Origin of the sequence: Salibacterium halotolerans (genome assembly GCF_900115625.1) — a bacterium.
In the GTDB taxonomy this organism is placed as follows: domain Bacteria; phylum Bacillota; class Bacilli; order Bacillales; family Marinococcaceae; genus Salibacterium; species Salibacterium halotolerans.
The window spans coordinates 1-19,330 of record NZ_FOXD01000014.1; the positions used below are offsets into that span (position 1 = coordinate 1).

Here is a 19,330-nt window from a genome sequence, read left to right on the forward strand (position 1 = left end):
AGGTGGGAACACGCGTATCTGGTTATCATTGATAGGATAGAAATTCGGAGAAAACAAGAGCATGTGGAAGAATAATTAATTACAAAGAGGGAGGTCTTTGTCATGGCAGAAGAAGAAAAGAACGGTACCACAATGATCGTCTTTGACGGCGATCTCGATAAAGCGATGGCGAGCTTTATCATTGCGACCGGTGCCGCAGCGATGGGAAAACAGGTTACGATGTTTTTCACCTTCTGGGGCTTGAATGTGCTCCGGAAGGAAAACGTCCAGGGAAGCAGTGACAAAAAATTCATGGAGAAAATGTTTGAAAAAATGATGCCGCGCGGTCCGGGAAAACTCGGTCTCTCCAAAATGAACTTTGGCGGTATGGGACCAAAGATGATGAAAAAAATGATGAAAAATCATAATGTCTCGTCGCTTCAGGAAATGATCGAGATGGCGCAGGAACTGGATATTAAAATGGTCGCCTGTACGATGTCGATGGATGTAATGGGCCTGAAAGAAGAAGAACTTATTGACGGACTCGAATATGCCGGTGTCGCTTCCTACTTGTCTGAGGCTGAAGATTCGAACCTTAACCTGTTTATATAATCGCTGCATCTTGGAAGGAGAATGGAAATGTCTGAGAAGAAGTTTGACTCCAAAAATGCAGAAAAGCTTTTAGATGAAGAACGAATCGCTTCATTACAGCCGCAGCAGCTTGTGAAACATTTATCTATTACACCTGAAGATCATATTGCCGATCTGGGCGCGGGGAACGGTTTATTTACACTTCTAATGGCAGAACAAACGGAACAACCGGTATACGCCGTCGACCTTGAACCTAACATGCTGGATATGTTAAAAGACAGGGTGGACACCGCTCACATTCATAACATTCAATATGTTGTCAGTGATCTGGAAAATATTCAAATGGATAATGATTCAGTTGATAAAGTACTGGCTGCTTTTGTTATACATGAGGTCAATAGTGTATCAAAGGCACTGAATGAAATAAAACGGATTTTAAAATCTCAGGGACAATGTATGGTGGTGGAGTGGGAGGCTAAGGAAACTGCAGCAGGGCCGCCCCTTTCCCATCGTATTTCTTCCGAGGATTTAATAAAAATGATGCGGGATAATGGGTTTGATGTCGAATATATTTCATTAAATAATGAAGAGAATTACGCTGTGAATGCCATTATGATATAAAAAAAGAGGGATTTGAAGGATGACTTTCTTTCTTATCCCTCTTTTATTCTATGATCTTAACATTAGTTCTTTCGCATAAACGTACAGGAAAAAATTGTGGCATCCATAATATTGCAGATATAAGGTTGTTCTCCAGTCAAAATAAACGTATGTTCTCGTTCTTCACAAGCATTTGGATTCTAAATATATTCTTTGCATTTAAGTTACCAGTGCAAATGGAAAGAACTGATGTTATACAACCTCTCATTTATATATATGCTTTCCTTAAATTATTCACTTCTTTTTCTCGTTACTTCATCGTTTTTTCATATTATTTTTATAAAATAATAGAAGTATTGTATTTTGGTCAACTCGTACATTAGTATGCATTAGATTTTTAATATATTTACATAACAAGGAGGTGTACGAAAAGGAATATGTCTAAAAAAAAGAAACGACTATATTTTCGAACGTTATTTCTAAGTATCATTAGCGTTTTGCTTGGTTATGTTTTTTACTCCAATTTTTTTCAAAACGAAAATACATTAGTGGTGGAGGGGGATATTGCGCCTAACTTTCAATTGGAAACACTTGAAGGAGAAACCGTTGAATTAAATGATTACCGAGGCCAGGGTGTTTTTCTAAATTTTTGGGGAACATATTGCCCTCCTTGTGAAGAAGAAATGCCTTACATGGATAATCAATATCAGGAATATAAAGACAAAGGGGTAGAGATTCTTGCGGTGAACGTGGGGGAATCAGACTTAGCAGTAGAACATTTTGTGGACCGCCATAATTTGTCTTTTCCGATTCCTATGGATGAGGACAAGGCTGTTTTAGATAGTTATGGAATTGGTCCGTTGCCCACAACATTTCTTATAAACAAAGACGGAAAGGTCCTTGATATTTTGACTGGTGGAATGACAGAAAAAGATATACAAGGGTATATGGAGCGAATCGAGCCTTCCTAAAAATACACTTGGAGGAATAGAAAATGAATGAAGTAACAATTTGGCTGGCATTAGGAGCAGGAATAATTTCTTTTTTATCTCCCTGCGTTTTTCCCTTGGTTCCAGCTTACCTTGCACAGTTAACTGGCACTACCGCATCCCAAAATAAAATTAAGGCGGATCAACGTTTGATTCTGTTAAGAAGCCTTGGATTTATTATGGGATTTACTATTATATTTATGCTTCTTGGAGCATCATCTACTTTTATTGGTCAACTGTTCAGCCGATATAACAATCTAGTAGCACAAATCGGTGGTATTATTATCGTGTTATTTGGCCTGCAGATGGCAGGAGTGCTGTCCATTCGGAGTTTAATGTCTGAGAAAAAGTTATCTTCCAAGCCAAAGAAAACGAATAGTTTCGGTGGTTCCGTGATGTTTGGTTTGCTGTTTGCAGCGGGCTGGTCTCCTTGTGTAGGGTTAGTACTTGGTTCTATTTTAACGCTCGCAAGTCAAGGTGAAACGATGTTTTCTGGTATGGCAATGCTCTTTATTTACTCTGTTGGGATGGGTATCCCATTTTTATTGGTCGCTATTTTTTATTCAAAATCTCTACATAAGTTAAGACGCTTTCATAAGCTCATGCCTCGGATTCAGAAAGCTGGCGGTATTGTAATGATAATCATGGGTGTGATGCTTTTTTTCGGCTATTTTCAGATGCTTTCCAGTTATCTCGCTCAATTCGTCCCTTTTAGCATTTGAATAAAGGGTCGGAAGGTAGCAATGGTAATAAAATCGAAAAATCTCGATCGATCTTCCTTTTGGTGTATGAACCTTTTCATATCAGGCTTTATCATTATAAAATAAGTATCACGGGGGAGGGTGACAAATGAGTACGTTGTTTTCTAAAATATACGATCCGATTATGAGACCATTTGAAAAAAAGCGATTAGGAAACCTCCGCGAACGTTTAATTTCCCATCAAGAAGGGACTATATTGGAGGTTGGGTCGGGAACAGGAACTAATTTTTCTTACTATAAAAACGCAGAAAAAGTCGTAGCCATAGAACCAAACGCATCGATGAGAAACCAATCACTTTCCAAAATGAAAAGGGCTGATGTTCCTGTAGAATTGGTGGATGCTTCTGGTGAACATTTACCCTTTGATGATAATACCTTTGATGCTGCTATTGGAACGTTAGTTCTATGTACCATCCCCAATCCGAATCGCGCACTGCAGGAAATCCGCCGTGTGTGTATACCTGGAGTTCCTATTTTATTTATAGAACATGTAAGGGTGGATCGCCCATTTCCAGGTCGTATACAGGACTGGCTGACACCATTTTGGAAAAGACTGAGCGATGGCTGTCATTTAAACAGAAATACGCTTAACCTGATAAAACAAAATGGTTTTCAAGTGGAACGAATCGAAAAATATTATAAAGACATTTTGCTTGTAGTGGAAGCAAAAAATGGGAAATAATTTGTAGAGAAACGTGTATTAAAAAGCCTGGAAGGGCGGTGATCTTCCTTCCAGGCTGATATGTTACTTATACTGTTGCCATTTCACGGCAAGCTTTTGCACAACGATGGCAAGCTTCTGCGCAGTCTTGACAATGCTTCTCATCATGCTTGGCGCATTCATCGCCGCAAGCTTGGCAGATATCGGCACATAAGTCGCAGATCTGCTTGGCAAACGGACTATTGCTTTGCATCGCTTTGGCAGCAAAAGCACAGATGTCCGCGCATTCCCGATCCAATCGTATACATTCAGCCATCATTTTCACGTCGTCTTCATTTAAGCAGTCGTTAAAACAACGGTTACACTGCTCCATACAGTTTAAACATTCTTGAATGCACTCTTCGTAAGTCATCCAAATCATCCTTTCCCTTTTGTAGTATGGCAGGAACAGATTTATTGATGGGGTGGCTGTCTATCTACCTATCCCGTGCCCACAATTAGGGTTACCCTTTATTTATGAAGATTATATGGAGAAAACCAAAAAAGCAAAAAATTTTTTGGACAGTATTATACAGGGGGTTAGGAAAAAACTTTATTTTTTATTAATGGTGGTTCTACTGTTGATTCCATTTCAAAACGTTGTAAAAGCTCACTTAGGAAGAACGGATAGTAATGGCGGGTAATAACTTTTCTGAAAGATCAATAGTATTACATGATTTATTAATGCATCGATGAATGATCGTGTTTGGGAGGATGGGCGGTTAAAAAGTATTTTTCTCCAATAAAAATAAGCAAAAACATAATGAGAGAAATAATAACGACTAATAAATCAGAGTTTATTTTAACCCAAAGAAATCCACCTAACACAATGGCGTCCAACATAATGGCTGTTCCTATCACATAAGCGTTTGCTCTAATCTCCTTCCGTAAGTAACGCAGCACTCCCCAGTGAAACATGATATCCATCACCAAGTATAGAATGGCGCCCATGGATGCGATTCTGCTTAAATCAAAGAAAACCGTTAAAGTGATGGCAATGACCAATGTATAAACAAGCGTGTGTTTTTGAATGTTTCCCGGCATACCAAAGTGTTTATGAGGAATTAGCTGCATATCGGACAACATTGCTAACATACGTGATACGGCAAAAATACTGGCAATGACACCAGAAACTGTAGCAATAATGGCAATGATAACTGTAAACCATACTCCCCAGTTACCAAAGGCCGGTCGTGCTGCTTCGGCCAGTGCATAATCCTTTGCTTGAATAATTTCATTAATAGAAAGACTGCCTGCCACAGCCCAAGCGACCAATCCGTAAATGAATGCACAAATGAGGATGGAGATGATAATAGCTCGCCCAATGTTCCGATGAGGATTCACAATTTCTGAACCGCTGTTCGTAATGGTTGTAAACCCTTTGAACGCAAGAATGGTCAATGCTACAGCCGCAATATGACTGATAATAGTTGGTTCAAAGTCACTTGTTCCAGTGGTATTTACTGAGAAATTGGAAACCCATAAACCGGAAATAGCAAAAATGACGATACCGCCGATTTTAAGGGCTGACATGAAAAAAGAGAAGGATCCAATGATTCAATTATTGGTAATATTAATGATAAAAGCAAATCCCAGCAGCAAGACCCCCAGCGCAGGAACGAAAAACGTGTTATTATCTATATTAAAAAGTTGCTGGGTATAGGTACCAAATGTACGGGCAACTAAACTCTGGTTAATGACCATCGTTACAGCCATTAGAAGAGAAGCAACGGCTGTAATGGTTCCTTTTCCGTAAGCTTTGACAAAGAACATACCTATCCCTCCTGCATCAGGATACGTATGAGACATTTGAATATAAGAATAGGCACTAAAACCGGTCACGATAGCACCTATCATAAAAGTAATGGGAAAAAAGTTCCAGCTAACTCAGCGACCTGACCTAAGAGAGCAAATATGCCAGCGCCTATCATTACAGCCGTCCCCAAAGCGACTGCACTAGTCAGTGTTAAACTGTTTTTCTTGTAGTTTTCCATGATCTATAGCCTCCTTCAATCACAGCAAGTCTTTATGTTTCAGTAATAACAATCCCAATAAACAGAACCTGGAAGGGCAAGCACTCCCTTTTCCAGGTCCTTAAAGCTAGATTTAAGATGCCATTTCACGGCAGGCTTTTGCACAGCGATGGCAAGCTTCTGCGCAGTCTTGACAATGCTTCTCATCATGCTTGGCGCATTCATCGCCGCAAGCCTGGCAGATATCGGCACATAAGCCGCAGATCTGCTTGGCAAACGGACTATTGCTTTGCATCGCTTTCGCAGCAAAAGCACAGATGTCCGCACATTCCCGATCCAACCGAATACAATCAGCCATCATTTTCACGTTGTCTTCATTTAAGCAGTCATTAAAACAACGGTTGCACTGCTCCATACAGTTTAAACATTCTTGAATGCACTCTTCGTAAGTCATCCAAATCATCCTTCCCTTTTTGTAATATGGCAGGGACAGATTTATTGATGGGGGGTGACTGTCTATCCCGTGCCCACAATTAGGGATACCCTCTATTTATGAAAATTATATGGAGAAAACCAAAAAAGCAAAAAATGTTTGGACAGTATTATGTGGGGGAGCAACCTAATGAAAGAAATAAAAATCATTGTATAATCCATATCTTTTACTCTTAAAACGAAAATATACGCTAAATGTATTTGCAATATAAAAGCTTGATTAACAAGATTTAGACAAAGTTATAACAAACCATTTCGTTCAATTAGAGACATGGTTACAGGGAGGAGAGATTCTCATTCCCTCCAAACCAGTCTTTAATATACCTGTTAGTTCGTAAAATAAAAAGAGCTTATTCATGTAAAATATCCACCTGAGATAGATAATTTAGTAAGAATAAGCTCTTTGAGATTATTTATATTTATTCAACAGGTGCCAATTCACTTTCTGTTACCCATTTATGATTTTCTACTTCTTCCCCAGTTGTCATTGTGAAGTCAAGCATATATACAGTGGTATCTACAGCAGATTCTATCACAGCGGTGGCTCCATCCATTCCTTTCATGTGGTCCGCATTCAGGGTCACTTCAGTACCGGGTTCTAACGGCGCTTCACCTGGATTTTCTAATTCTTCATGTATGACCCATTTATGATTCTCCACCGGCTCTCCCCCAGTTGTAGGGTAATAAGTAACAGTATAAGCAGTAGTATCAAAAGCCCCTACGATTGTTGCTTCAGCCCCACTCATAGATTCCATATCCATATGTGCTGCCTCTATGATAGCCTGGCTGCCTACTTCATAAGTTGGACTCTCTGCTGTCTTTAAATTTTCAGGAATTTCACCGGTGCTGGACATTTGCTCGGCAAAAATAGATTGAATCGCTTCCTGGATCTCTAAAACCTCAGCATGGACGTCATTGATTTCTGCATCTATCTCTTCAGCGAATGCATCCGGATTTTCTGATTTTTTAGTAATAGCCTCTAAATGGTTTTCAGCAGCGTTTAAGCGGTTCAGTAGAGAATCCAATTCCTCTTGATATTCTTGATAGGTCTGTACTTCTTTAGCCGTTAAAGGAGCGTCCTCGAGGGATCCTTCGATTTCCCCTAATTCAGATTGAATGGCGTCCGTTTTTTTCTCAACTTTATCCACTCGTTTTTCAGCCTTTGTTTCCTCCTGCCCTTGTTCTCCCTTGGCTTGGGGAGCTGAATTCATTGAATCTGCTGAAACTTGTCCTGTTGAGAAAGTAATTCCAATAGCAGCTATACCTGAAACTACTATTTTTGTAAATCTTTTATTCATTTTGCATTCCTCCTTAAAATTATCTCAAAGAAACAAATACCTTGTATTGGAATTCTTTAAACATCTTGATAGACTTCATAGCAATAGTGATTCACATGTTCCTATAAGTAGAATAAGTGATTTAACGCCTTCTAGTCGTTTTAAATTTTTGTTCATCCATTTTATTGAAAAGAGCCTCCCACCCTTACAACCATACGAAGTTATATAGAAAAGGCAGCGATTAAGTTTTCCTGTCTTTTTCTTTTTTAATAAGGAAAAACTTTAGCTGTATTCTGAAAATTATACTCTCCATAGTTTCTTGATAATTCCATAGTAGAATAACAGGTGTGTTCAATAATTATCAGAAAAGAGGGTTAGCATGAGTGGAATGATGAATGGTACAGGCATGATGGGTAGTGGATTTTGTGTTTTTTTGGGGATACTAATTATTTTAGCAATTATTGCGGTCGTTGTTTGGATGAGAAGGGGGACCGGTACGAATCATTCCTCCCAGTCTTCCAGCAGCCATTCGCTAGAGATATTAAAGGAGCGCTTGGCAAAAGGAGAAATATCTGAAGAAGAATATGATCACTTGAAAAGGAAGTTAGATGAGCAAGGATAGAAATGGAGGAAGATACAAAGTCGCGCATGATACATGTATAATACATAAAAAGGGTGCCGGAAAGAAGAATGAACACGGCAAAGCAAATCGCGTAAAGAAAATACAAGATAAGGGCGGGAAGTTGCCATGATAGGCGATGGTATGAATGATGCTTCGGCACTTGCGACTGCTGATTTAGGTATTGCGATTGGTGCAGGAACGGATGTATCTAGGGATGAATGAGGAAAAGAGGTAAAACATCATGAATAGAAAATGGGTTGGCTCCCTGTTAATTGTTATTCTTTTAGGCATCGGTGGATGGATGTTCTTTAACTCGTTTTATAACAGTGGCGGCCAATATGATACAGATTCGAAAGAGGGCATCAGCATTTTAGAGGTTGACGCTCAAGAAGCTGGTGAGCGTCCGATAAAAACATTTGACCTGACAGCTCAAGCAACGGAATGGGATATTGGTGAGGAGAAGAAGGTGAATGCATGGACTTATAACGGTACTGTGCCCGGAGAAGCGTTACGCGTCACAGAAGATGATTTTGTCCGTGTCCATCTAAAAAACGAACTTGATGTTCCGGTTACGATTCATTGGCACGGTGTCATCCTCCCTAATAAAATGGATGGGGTACCAGGGTTGACGCAAGATGCCGTGCAGCCCGGGGAATCCTTTACGTATGAATTTATTGCCAATGATCCAGGCACTTATTGGTATCATTCCCACCAACATAGTGCAGTACAGGTGGATAAAGGGTTATATGGGTCCTTTGTGATTGAAAAGAAGGAACCAGAATATGAAAGAGATGAATTTTTCCTACTCGACGAATGGGCCACCGGATCAGACAGTCAAAACTCTCTCAATATGGGAGGGATGAGGCAAGGGCATATGTCAGGGGACGGAGAAATGGATACGAAACAGCTGTATAATACATTTACCGTCAATGGAAAAATCGGCAAAGATATTGAACCATTAGTAATGGAAAAAGGAGAAACTGCCAGATTACGATTTGTTAACGCAGGGTATCAGCAGCATCAACTTGTGTTTCCGGAAGGCTCGATGAAAGTAATTGCCAATGACGCAGGAGAAGTCACAGGGGAAAAAGGTTCCTCGCAAGTCGTGGAGATTGCACCAGGGGAGAGAATCGACGTCGCCTATACAAAACAAGGGGAAGAAACAGAAGTTATCGCAGAAAATCCCGTTGTTGAGAACGCAGAGGACATGAAAATCCCGGTGGTCTCCAAAGAAAATGGTGATATTCAGAATAGTATCCCTGTCTCTTCGAGTTCAGACATAGCGGATGGAACGTCTTACGGGAGTGAAGAACTGCTTTTTGAGACAACCCCTGAGGCAGATGTGACTTATGATATGGATTTAAGCATGGGGATGACGATGGGAGAAGGAATGTCTTTTCAAATCAATGATCAAACATTTCCGGAGACTCCTCCAATTAGAGTCGAAGAAGGAAATATTGTGAAAGTGCATATTACGAATTCGGGAATGATGAACCACCCGATGCATTTACATGGTCATCGTTTTCAAGTGGCTTCAAAAAATGGGACAGCATATGGCAATCCGATTGTAAAAGATTTAATTCACGTCAAACCCGGTGAAGAGTATGTTGTTTACTTTGAAGCAAACAACAAAGGTGAGTGGCTTTTCCATTGTCATGACAATAATCATGCTGATCTTGGCATGGTAACTGTTGTTGATTATCAAGGAGTATACTCCCCATTTAATATAGAAGAACAGCTGAGAAGTACCAACTAAAAGGAGCAGACCGCCCCTTTAACAATTCTTTAAAATGTATTATATTGCCTGGGACATAATATGTTCCGCTTCACATAAATTCCATAATTATTCGCTACACTGTACATGTAGAAACAAATGGGAGGAACAATGGTGGCACGTATTCTGATAGTAGATGATGAACAACAGATGCGCCAACTGGTACACGTTTATCTTCGAAACGAAGGGTATACCTTGGAGGAAGCAGGTTCTGGGGAAGAAGCTTTACAAAAAATACAAAATCAATCCTATGATGCTCTTGTTTTGGATATTATGATGCCTGGAATGGATGGATGGGAAGTGTGCAGGCAAGTACGGAAAGGAAATACGGAGCCGGGGATTTTAATACTTACCGCAAAAACGGAAGTAACAGATCGTGTGAAAGGCCTTAATCTTGGAGCCGACGACTACCTCATAAAACCATTTGCTCCCGAAGAACTTGTTGCCCGTGTAAAAGCATTACTTAGAAGAAGCACTCCTGTTGGGGAAGACAAACCAAAGGACCTAATCATTGAAGAATTATGTATAAACATAGAGCGTCATGAGGTGAAAGTAACAAACATCCCCGTTGAGCTTACAGCCAAAGAGTTTGATATCTTACTCTTAATGGCAAACCATCCAAAACGAGTGTTTACCCGCGAACAGCTGATAGAACAAGTATGGCCGATAAATGAATGGCAGGATCCCCGTACGATTGATACACACATAAAAAATATCCGAACCAAGCTAAAGAATAATCAACTGTCGTTTAACCCCATTAAAACCGTTTGGGGGATCGGGTATAAATTTAACTTTCCAGATGGTGTGAAACAATGAATACTATTTTTTATAAGCTTGGCGGAGCGATCACACTCTTGTTTCTGGTCGTCCTGCTTCCACTTGGTTTTGTTACATTGGAGGTCTTCCATAATTATAGTCACACTCACTTGAAGGAAGAAACAAAAGAAATGGCTTCTCAATATGCATCTATGCTTGCTGCTGAGGATAGTTCGGATATAGAGTTGTTGGTTGCGTCTATATCCGAGGAAACGACGCGGGAGATTATCGTTTTTGACCCTGCGGAAACAGTAATAAAAACGTCTGAAATTGCAAGTTTCCGTCCAGGCAGCAACTTGTCAGAAACAGGGGAAACAGGAAATTATGTTGATCCTGGAACGGATCAACACTATTTTTACGCCGGAATCCCCGTTTCTAATGAAATGATCAGCTCGATATATGTATTTTCTCCCTCCAATATAATGAGTTCTTCAACTGTTCAATTACAAAATGCTTTATGGTTGTCAGGTCTCGGCGCCCTTCTTTTGGCTTTGGGTTTTACGTATATATTTTCCAAAAAACTTACCAACCCACTTCAAATGATGGAAAAAACAGCGAAAAGGTTAGCGCGTGGCGATTTGGACGCAGAAGTGTCTGTTACAACAAGAGATGAAGTAGGGTCCCTTGCTCACTCCATGAATGAGCTTGCTCAGGAATTAAAAAGATATCGGGGAAGCAGGCGTGAATTTTTTTCTAATGTGTCGCATGAATTCCGCACACCCTTGTCTTATATACAAGGTTATAGTCATGCCTTAATGAATAATTTTCACCAAGATGAAAATCAAAGACAACAATTTATCCATGTCATCCATGAAGAAGCCAACCGAATGAATCGATTGATTGACGACTTATCTGAATTATCTCGGATGGAAGAAGAGCGGTTTCCCTTGGAACTGGAGCTCGTAAATCTCGCGTATATTGCAGAAAAAGCAGAGGAAAAAATAAGACACAATATTGAAGATAAGGCCATAACCTTCCACACCGAAATAGAGGAAGAGATTCCTGATATTGTTGCAGATAGTTTTCGTTTAGAACAAATTTTTATGAATTTATTACAAAACGCCGTCTGGTATACAGAGAATGGTAGTATTCGACTCAAGATATGGGCGGAAGACGGGAAAGTGAAGGGAATGGTTTCAGATACGGGACCCGGCATAGAACCCGAGGAACTTCCCTATATTTTTGAACGTTTCTATCGAGTCGAAAAGTCAAGGGCGCGTGACTTCGGAGGAACAGGTCTGGGACTGGCGATTGTGAAACAATTAACCGAACTTCAATATGGAACAATTGATGTGGAGAGCCGTAAGGGAAGAGGAACAACCTTTACATTATGTTTTCCGGAAGCAAGGGAGGGGGAAGAATGAAAGGAGTCGAATGGGTGATCGCCTCGATCTTCATTATTGTGGGACTTCATTGTCTTGTCACGGCCGGGACTCTTCTGGCAGGAGGAGTGGAAGGTTCCACCTATTTTTCTCTATTATTACGTATTTGTTTCTGGATGTGTGTCCCCATCCTGGGAGTTTTTATTATTTACATCATTATTATGACAATAAAAAAACAGAAAGGAAAGGTATGATGAAACGTATAAGTACCTTCATTGCAAGTATAGTAACAGCATCAATTATTACGGGATGTGGAGCAGGCTCAGCTGAACCAGGAGTTGAAGGACAGCCTGATCTGGACGAGAAACAAACGGAACCTGAAGTAGAGACTAAAGAAGATATAAATGAAATCGAATTTCCTCACATGCATGGCCTTGCTTTTACAGAAGATGGTAAAAAAGCATACACACCGGCTCACGATGGTCTACGGGTCTTTGAAGACGGGATATGGGAAAGAGTGGAAGGACCACGTCATGATTATATGGGATTCACGATGACAGCAGATGGTTTCTATAGCAGTGGACACCCCTCTATGCAGACGGATTATAACAATCCACTCGGAATTATTAAAAGCACAGATGAAGGAAAATCGATTGAAGTTCTTGGTTTGGAAGGTGAAGTGGATTTTCATCTCATGGCAGCAGGTTATCGTTCAGGAGCTATCTATGTGATAAACCCACAATCGAACTCCCGCATGGAGGACATGGGGCTGTATATGACCACCAATGAAGCAAAAGATTGGGAAAAAGGAGAAATGGATGGGATATCTGGAAAAATTATTGCTATTGCAGCTCATCCAGAAGAGAAATCTACCGTAGCAGTAAGTACAGAAAAGGGCGTTTTCCTATCACATGATGCCGGAGAAACATTTGACCCCGTTTTAGAAGGGGTCTCGGTTTCAGCTTTAACATTTGATCATAACGGTAAAATGCTTGCTGCTGAAGGGATGGGGGAAGAGATGTCGCTGCAGGTGATTGATTCATCCGGCGACACACAGCAAATACCCGGGCCTGACGTGAAAGAAGAAGATGCTATTCAATACATAGCACAAAATCCTGAGTCTTCTAAAACAATGATGGTTACCACCATGGAACGGGATATCTTTTATACAGAAGATAATGGGGAATCATGGACAAAAACAGTGGAAGAAGGACAAAGTCAAAACAATTCATAAGAAAAAGCTGTTCTTTCTAATTCCATTCAGCTCCATATGAATAACCCTTTTTTAATTTTCATTTGTTCTTTTAAAACCGGTTCATTGGATGCCTCTCATATGAAAGGCATGGAAGGGGCAACGGCTGAAATTGATTCAGCTAAGAAACGACGGTTTTCATGGTTGATTCACCACATCTTGAATGGTGAAAAAGTTAAAAATCATAAATGGGTTATTGAAGAGGAAATCAGCCCTGTGGAATAACAGTTATTAAGTTAATGTCAGTGTGCAAGAGAGCTAACTTTTTGGATAGCTCTCTTTTTACACAATGGAATCGTTTATTTGTACAAGAGGCCGTAATTTAACTTTTATATCGAGTTGAAATAAAACATATTTATTACGTAAAATATAGATTTGACGTAATAATATTAAAAATTATAAAATTTAATGAACAATCTAATTCAGAGGTGATATCATGGCTGACTACTCAAAACAACAACAAGAATATGTGAAACTAGAACGAATTCTAAAAGAGTTACCCTGGTACATAGAAGAATTCATCGATTACAAAAGAAGAAGATTATCTGCGTCTTCCTTACTGAATTATTGTCATGATCACAAAATTTTTTTTAACTGGCTTATTACTGAAGGTATTTATGAAGGTAATATCAAAGACGTACCTTTAGAATCTTTAGAAAAGTTAACTGTACAACAAATCGAAGGGTTTTTGAGTTTTCTTTGCTATCAATTAGGTAATAAGGAGATTACTGTAAATCGAAAGCTATCTGCTCTAAAGTCTCTGTTTCACTACCTTCAAAACATTGCAGAAAATGATAATTTAACTCCTTATCTTCAAAGGAATGTAATGGCAAAAGTAGAGTTTAATGAAATTAATGACAATCTAGAAACGGTTGCAAATAAAATGGAAGGAAATATTCTAACTGGAGATGATTATGAAAAATTCAGACTTTTCATTGCCTACGATTACGGTCAGAATAATAAAGATAACAAAAAAATCCACAATTTTTATTTGCTCAACATGGAAAGAGATACTGCGATAGTATCTTTTATTTTAGGCTCAGGGTTACGTTTATCAGAAATAACAAATCTAAATATTAGTGACATAGATTTCAATAAGTGCTTAGTACGTGTTATGAGAAAAGGCAATAAAGAACAGTTTGTTTACTTCAGTAAGCAAGCAATGATCGACTTAGAACAATACCTGAAGATCAGAGAAACTAAATATAAAGTGAGCAAAAACACTAAAGCGTTATTTATATCAGCTCCAATGGGACCTAAAGGAACAACAAGGCGAATGACAGCAAGAGCTGTAGAGAAGATGATCGAAAAATATGCTAAAGCTTATGGTAAACCGTCTTTAACAGTGCACAAGCTTCGTCATTCATTCGCAACCAGGTACCATAATCAAATTAATGATGTACCAAAATTAAGAAGACAGCTAGGGCATTCCTCAATTCAGACTACAATGATCTACACTCATATAAAAAATGAAGATTTAAAAGAGGCCGTTGATGAAATGGATTTTCCAAAAGATGAATGAAGTTGCTTACTATTTATTACACAAACACTAAAGGAGATTGCTGTTCACTTTGTCAATAGAATTTCTTCAATTATCCATAATGTTAACACATTTACTTCAATAATTTGGGGCAGCTGTACATTTTGTCAACACAATCGCTTCAATAAATATTGTATATTAATACAATAATCCAAAAAGAAACCTAATTGCTTCAATAATGTAAACGGAATTGCTTCAACGGACAGTCTTGTTAAAAGGCCGCGTTACCAGTAAAAAAACGCGGCTCTTCATTTAGGCCGCAGAATGTCAGCAGGAATATTTAAAACGATATACCCAATGAAAGGAAAAAGGGGATACAGAAGAATGAAGCTGGAGTTCATTTGTTTTTAGTTTACATAATATATATTATAGGAAGTCAAAGAGTGGAACTTCTTTATGTATCAAAAATTAAGTTAACTTTAGGTTTTGAGACATAACAAAAAATGAGATGCTGTTTTACGCAACATAATCCATTCTTCGTTCAGCTTCCATGATTCATTATTTTTTATTTAGTCAGCCATTTAACTTCAAAGATAGCTACTTTTTCATCATGGTTGATGATGCGTTCCCGATTTTCTTCTTTATACCAGTTGTCTGTTATATGATTCCCTGACGTCATGATGGCCAGTGGCGATACGCCGTCTGCTTCAATCGGAATGTTTTTCACATTCGTATAAGCAGTCGAATCAAACACGAATGGAACGTTCGTTGTTGTCTGAGCCATCCCTTGAGAGACAACCTTTTGCCCTTTTATGTTTTTATCACCCATAGTCAGCTTCAACGCAGCATCCTCTTCCTCCCCATCCCAGTTTATGCCAAAATCAATTTCGCTTAATTCCTCATCCTCTCCGTTTATTAAGCCATACCGAAAACCACTGATGGATGCTTCTTCCAGTTTTTCTCCATTCCTGTAGACATTTATCATGAGCTCTGCTGATTGAATCTGTTCAGGAAAGGCTCCCGTTACGTTGTAAACCATGGAATAATCCAGTCCCATATCAAGGTATCTTTGTTCATCATCGGTCAGCTCTTTACGTTCGAGCATCGGCTCCGACTGCGTTTTACCTGCAGAGCAGGCAGCTAAAAAAACGGACAGCAGTACAGCAGTGAAAATGACCCGCTTCATCTCCAGGACTCTCCTCTTTTTCGATGTATATCTTCCATCTTATTAGAATAACAGGCATCCGGTGGAAGTATAAACAGTTTCTTAAAAAAAGCAATGAGAATAATCAGACTGCAACCCAGGCCAGCGTGCATTTATAGAAGGCGGGCGGCGTTTTAGTACTTTTTTTTAAGATTAAACGTCGTTATAAAAACGCCATGATGACGTTTAGAAGCAGAAAAACGAAGCAAACGTAACGTTAAAATCCCATGGTTACGTTTGATGAGGGTGCCGACACCTCAAACGTCATCATGAACGGCTTTACGTGACGTTCACCGGGAAATCTGCTGTGAAAAAGACATTTATAGGCCGTTCCCGTGACCCGTTACAAAAACCTAGGTGAGCACCGGCGGATCAGCACTGCTCTCGTACGTTGGAGTTCCAGCGTACAATAAAAATTCCGAAACACACAGGAAAGAGTGGTTCGGAATTTTATGATGTCTTCATGGCGGTAATCCGGTCTCCATCATAAATCAGATGAAATGTACACCGAAATACACAATCCAGCAAAGCATGAGAAAGGAAACAGCTCCCTCCCCTGCTTTCGATCCTGTTTTTGTCGTGAGAGGAAAAGAAATTTTCTGTTTCACCGGATACAAAAGATGAATACCCTGCGGGGTCATCATATCGAGCAGCAGATGACTGACTGCCCCGGTTGTAATCCCGTACTGAACAACTGTACCCCAGGCATACGGGATTAACCCGGCGCATAAATAAAGAACTGCCATAAATAGTATGCTGTGTGTAATTGTTCGATGTCCGAACAGCTTCTGTATCATAGTAGAAACAGGTCGGATTCTCCGTCCAAACCATGAAAACGGCTGGCAGATATCAGGCAGCAGCCCGCCGATCAGAACAGCAGCCGTATATGCGACTGCTTCTGCTGTAGAAAAAGAAAGAGATCCGACCCAATACACCGCCGTTCCTGCGGCTAATGCGCCAATCGTGTGTGTACCTGCATTCATGATGTTGGTTCCTTCCTTGTTGTAGTGCGGTATTTTGTTGTTCAGCTGTTGGATTCTTTGCTGTTTTCATTTGTTTTCTGCAGAGATTGGTAATCAAGCGCCGGCCAGGCGTCCGTCACGGTGCCGAGTTCTTTCGTGTCAATGAGAAAAGAACCATTACTGTACCGGTCACTTTTACGCATACTGCCGACATCTTCGGTTTCCACGCTTCCGGTTTCGGTTTGAATCCGGAGCCCGCTTTCTTTACCATCCCACGGCTGCAGGCTCGAAATAAGATGCGGATTCTGTTTCAATTCGCGGAGCATAACAAGCCCTCGTTTCGCACGGCTCGATGTATCAAATTCTTTCAGGGGCATTTTCTTTACGGCACCCCGGTGCGTCACAACTACGGCTTCGAACGGACCATCTGATGAGAGAGAGAAGCCGTTCACCACGGAATCCCCCGCTTTCAGGTCAATTCCTTTCACCCCTGCGGCACGCTGACCGACCGCTGTCACCTCATCTTCGGCAAAACGAAGACCGTAACCAAAATTCGTCGCAATAAAGAGCTCATTCGACCCGTCCGTTACATCAACATTTATCAGTTTATCACTGTCTTTCAGTTTTACAGCCACCAGAGCTCTCGAATACCGCTGTGCCTGATAAGCGGAAAGCACCGTCTTTTTCACCATACCGTTTTTCGTGAAGAATGTGAGATAGCGGTCATCGGTGAATTCAGAGACAGCAATAACCCGGACAAGCGAATCGTCCGCCTCCAGCGGAACAATATTGCCAATGTGCTGTCCGTTATCTTTCCAGCGTATATCAGCCAGTTCATGTACCGGCATGTAGATGTACTGCCCTTTTGCCGTAAAGAGAAGAAGTGTATCGGTCGTATTGCGCTCCGCCGCATACAGCAGATCGTCGGTTTCCTTCATTCCCGGCGGTTCTTCATTGGAGGCGGAATAAGACCGGTAGCTGGTACGTTTGATATACCCTTCCTTCGTAGCACTGACAATGACATTCTCAGCCGGCACCATGACTTCCAGATCTATTTTGAGCTCTTCAATTTCGGCTTCAATCACGCTGCGCCGTTCATCGTTATATGTTTTTTTCACGTAAGCGAGTTTGTCTTTGATCACTTTCAGAAGCTTGGATTCACTGTCTAAAATTCCGCGTAGTTTCTTAATTTGTTTATCCAGATCTTCCGCCTCTTTTTCCAGTGTCGTAATATCCGTGTTTGTCAGTCTGTAAAGCTGTAAGGTGACGATGGCCTCGGCCTGTTGTTCGGTGAAATCAAAGGATGCCGTCAAATTGGTTTTGGCATCTTTTTTATCATTGGATCCCCGTATGATCTCAATGACTTCATCCAGAATGGAGATAGCTTTTTTCAGACCCTCCACGATATGCTGCCGCCGTTCGGCTTTATCAAGTTCGTATCTGGAACGATTCGTGACAACCTCTTTCTGATGGGAGATATAAGCCTCAAGCAGTTGCTTCAATCCCAGAAGCTGCGGGGTTTTATTGTGGATGGCTACCATATTGAAGCTGTAGGACACCTGCAGGTCGGTATTTTTGTATAAGTAATTCAATACACCCTGCGGGTCTGCTTCTTTCTTCAGTTCAATCACAATCCGGAGGCCGGTCCGGTCCGTATCATCACGGACTTCTGCAATGCCGTCCACTTTTTTGTCAAAACGAATCTCATCCATCCGTTTGACCAGGTTGGATTTCACAACTTCATACGGAAGTTCGGTTACAGCAATCTGTTTTCTTCCGCCTTTCAGCGTTTCCATTTCGGTTTTGGAGCGCACAACAACTTTACCGCGGCCGGTTTCATACGCTTTTTTTATGCCGTCTGTTCCCTGAATGATGCCTCCTGTCGGAAAATCAGGCCCTTTCATGACGGTCATGAGATCATCCACGGTGCAGTCAGGGTTGTTAATTTCCATCAAGGCGGCGTCAATGACTTCTCCGAGCTGATGAGGGGGGATGTCTGTCGCATAACCGGACGATATTCCGGTCGATCCGTTCACGAGAAGATTCGGATACATCGCCGGCAGAACAACCGGTTCTTCAATCGAATCATCAAAGTTCGGAATGTATTCGACCGTGTTTTTTTCAATGTCCTGCAGCATTTCTGCTGAGATGGAGGAAAGCCTCGCTTCGGTATAGCGCATCGCCGCCGGAGGATCCCCGTCAATGGAGCCGTTATTGCCGTGCATCTCCACAAGTGGATGGCGGCCTTTCCAGTCCTGGCTCATCCTCACCATCGCTTCATACACCGAGGAGTCTCCGTGCGGATGGTAATTCCCGATGACGTTGCCGACCGTCTTGGCCGCTTTACGGAATGGTTTATCAGCCGTGTTGCCGTCCTGCAGCATCGCATAAAGAATCCGCCGCTGCACCGGCTTCAATCCGTCTCTTGCATCCGGAAGCGCGCGCTCCTGAATGATATATTTACTGTATCGGCCGAACCGGTCGCCCAGCACGTCCTCCAGTGGTAAATCCAGATGTTTTTCTGCCTCGGTCACGA

At 40.9% G+C, this 19,330-nt stretch carries 22 protein-coding genes and 1 pseudogene; 14 read left to right on the forward strand and 9 right to left on the reverse strand.

Features of this window, described 5'->3' with window-relative positions; genetic code table 11:
- Positions 1 to 102: 102 nt before the first annotated feature.
- From BM124_RS12090 to BM124_RS12110, 5 genes are all read left to right on the forward strand, one after another.
- Positions 103 to 591, forward strand: coding sequence for a DsrE/DsrF/DrsH-like family protein (locus tag BM124_RS12090; protein WP_093337868.1), 489 nt, complete (start codon positions 103 to 105; stop codon positions 589 to 591).
- A gap of 27 nt (positions 592 to 618) precedes the next feature.
- Complete coding sequence (locus tag BM124_RS12095; protein WP_170841127.1) at positions 619 to 1,191, forward strand: class I SAM-dependent methyltransferase; 573 nt, start codon at positions 619 to 621, stop codon at positions 1,189 to 1,191.
- 416 nt (positions 1,192 to 1,607) lie between these two features.
- Positions 1,608 to 2,141 (forward strand): thiol-disulfide oxidoreductase ResA, encoded by a 534-nt coding sequence (resA, locus tag BM124_RS12100; protein WP_093337871.1) that lies wholly within the window; start codon positions 1,608 to 1,610, stop codon positions 2,139 to 2,141.
- A 23-nt stretch (positions 2,142 to 2,164) separates the two neighbouring features.
- Positions 2,165 to 2,881, forward strand: coding sequence for a cytochrome c biogenesis CcdA family protein (locus BM124_RS12105; protein WP_093337873.1), 717 nt, complete (start codon positions 2,165 to 2,167; stop codon positions 2,879 to 2,881).
- Positions 2,882 to 3,008: 127 nt separating this feature from the next.
- Entirely contained in the window at positions 3,009 to 3,602 is a 594-nt protein-coding gene (locus tag BM124_RS12110; protein WP_093337874.1) for a class I SAM-dependent methyltransferase, read from the forward strand.
- Positions 3,603 to 3,669: 67 nt separating this feature from the next.
- On the opposite strand, the gene BM124_RS12115 is transcribed toward BM124_RS12110, so the two are convergent.
- The 6 genes from BM124_RS12115 to BM124_RS12130 form a co-directional block, all read right to left on the reverse strand.
- Complete coding sequence (locus tag BM124_RS12115; protein WP_093337876.1) at positions 3,670 to 4,002, reverse strand: four-helix bundle copper-binding protein; 333 nt, start codon at positions 4,000 to 4,002, stop codon at positions 3,670 to 3,672.
- Between the two features lie 299 nt (positions 4,003 to 4,301).
- Positions 4,302 to 5,153 carry an APC family permease gene (locus tag BM124_RS19290; protein WP_244504324.1) on the reverse strand — a complete coding sequence of 284 codons (852 nt, stop codon included), beginning with the start codon at positions 5,151 to 5,153 and terminating at the stop codon, positions 4,302 to 4,304.
- A gap of 24 nt (positions 5,154 to 5,177) precedes the next feature.
- The gene (locus BM124_RS19295) at positions 5,178 to 5,477 is read right to left on the reverse strand and encodes an APC family permease (protein WP_244504325.1); all 300 of its coding nucleotides are present in this window, start codon (positions 5,475 to 5,477) and stop codon (positions 5,178 to 5,180) included.
- Positions 5,474 to 5,614 (reverse strand): hypothetical protein, encoded by a 141-nt coding sequence (locus BM124_RS19300; protein ID WP_244504326.1) that lies wholly within the window; start codon positions 5,612 to 5,614, stop codon positions 5,474 to 5,476. The genes BM124_RS19295 and BM124_RS19300 overlap by 4 nt, the downstream gene beginning before the upstream one ends.
- Positions 5,615 to 5,726: 112 nt before the next feature.
- Positions 5,727 to 6,056: a four-helix bundle copper-binding protein gene (locus BM124_RS12125; RefSeq protein ID WP_093337877.1), complete on the reverse strand. Its 330-nt coding sequence runs from the start codon at positions 6,054 to 6,056 to the stop codon at positions 5,727 to 5,729.
- A gap of 448 nt (positions 6,057 to 6,504) precedes the next feature.
- Positions 6,505 to 7,098 carry a YdhK family protein gene (locus tag BM124_RS12130; RefSeq protein WP_425288589.1) on the reverse strand — a complete coding sequence of 198 codons (594 nt, stop codon included), beginning with the start codon at positions 7,096 to 7,098 and terminating at the stop codon, positions 6,505 to 6,507.
- 643 nt (positions 7,099 to 7,741) lie between these two features.
- Between BM124_RS12130 and BM124_RS12135 the strand changes: the two genes are divergently transcribed.
- The 9 genes and pseudogenes from BM124_RS12135 to xerS all read left to right on the forward strand — a co-directional run bounded on the left by BM124_RS12135 (position 7,742) and on the right by xerS (position 14,670).
- The gene (locus tag BM124_RS12135) at positions 7,742 to 7,984 is read left to right on the forward strand and encodes an SHOCT domain-containing protein (protein WP_244504327.1); all 243 of its coding nucleotides are present in this window, start codon (positions 7,742 to 7,744) and stop codon (positions 7,982 to 7,984) included.
- Positions 7,985 to 8,125: 141 nt separating this feature from the next.
- On the forward strand, positions 8,126 to 8,206 hold the full coding sequence (locus tag BM124_RS19595; RefSeq protein WP_342028633.1) for a hypothetical protein: 81 nt from the start codon (positions 8,126 to 8,128) through the stop codon (positions 8,204 to 8,206).
- Between the two features lie 19 nt (positions 8,207 to 8,225).
- A complete protein-coding gene (locus tag BM124_RS12140) occupies positions 8,226 to 9,740 on the forward strand; it encodes a multicopper oxidase family protein (protein WP_093337878.1) in 1,515 nt (504 codons plus the stop codon).
- A 129-nt stretch (positions 9,741 to 9,869) separates the two neighbouring features.
- Entirely contained in the window at positions 9,870 to 10,574 is a 705-nt protein-coding gene (locus BM124_RS12145; RefSeq protein WP_093337880.1) for a response regulator transcription factor, read from the forward strand.
- A complete protein-coding gene (locus tag BM124_RS12150; protein ID WP_093337881.1) occupies positions 10,571 to 11,938 on the forward strand; it encodes a HAMP domain-containing sensor histidine kinase in 1,368 nt (455 codons plus the stop codon). Before BM124_RS12145 ends, BM124_RS12150 begins: the two co-directional genes overlap by 4 nt.
- Positions 11,935 to 12,150, forward strand: coding sequence for a hypothetical protein (locus tag BM124_RS12155; protein ID WP_093337883.1), 216 nt, complete (start codon positions 11,935 to 11,937; stop codon positions 12,148 to 12,150). The genes BM124_RS12150 and BM124_RS12155 overlap by 4 nt, the downstream gene beginning before the upstream one ends.
- Positions 12,147 to 13,130: a F510_1955 family glycosylhydrolase gene (locus tag BM124_RS12160; protein ID WP_139217125.1), complete on the forward strand. Its 984-nt coding sequence runs from the start codon at positions 12,147 to 12,149 to the stop codon at positions 13,128 to 13,130. The genes BM124_RS12155 and BM124_RS12160 overlap by 4 nt, the downstream gene beginning before the upstream one ends.
- A gap of 84 nt (positions 13,131 to 13,214) precedes the next feature.
- Positions 13,215 to 13,373, forward strand: a pseudogene (locus BM124_RS18585) (DUF1541 domain-containing protein); the annotation flags it as partial.
- Between the two features lie 211 nt (positions 13,374 to 13,584).
- Positions 13,585 to 14,670, forward strand: a complete 1,086-nt coding sequence (gene xerS, locus BM124_RS12165) for a tyrosine recombinase XerS (protein ID WP_093337886.1) — start codon at positions 13,585 to 13,587, stop codon at positions 14,668 to 14,670.
- Between the two features lie 523 nt (positions 14,671 to 15,193).
- On the opposite strand, the gene BM124_RS12170 is transcribed toward xerS, so the two are convergent.
- From BM124_RS12170 to parC, 3 genes are all read right to left on the reverse strand, one after another.
- Positions 15,194 to 15,814 carry a hypothetical protein gene (locus BM124_RS12170; protein ID WP_093337887.1) on the reverse strand — a complete coding sequence of 207 codons (621 nt, stop codon included), beginning with the start codon at positions 15,812 to 15,814 and terminating at the stop codon, positions 15,194 to 15,196.
- A 509-nt stretch (positions 15,815 to 16,323) separates the two neighbouring features.
- The gene (locus tag BM124_RS12175; RefSeq protein ID WP_093337889.1) at positions 16,324 to 16,815 is read right to left on the reverse strand and encodes a metal-dependent hydrolase; all 492 of its coding nucleotides are present in this window, start codon (positions 16,813 to 16,815) and stop codon (positions 16,324 to 16,326) included.
- Between the two features lie 41 nt (positions 16,816 to 16,856).
- The gene (gene parC / locus BM124_RS12180) at positions 16,857 to 19,328 is read right to left on the reverse strand and encodes a DNA topoisomerase IV subunit A (protein WP_093337890.1); all 2,472 of its coding nucleotides are present in this window, start codon (positions 19,326 to 19,328) and stop codon (positions 16,857 to 16,859) included.
- Between the last annotated feature and the right edge of the window lie 2 nt (positions 19,329 to 19,330).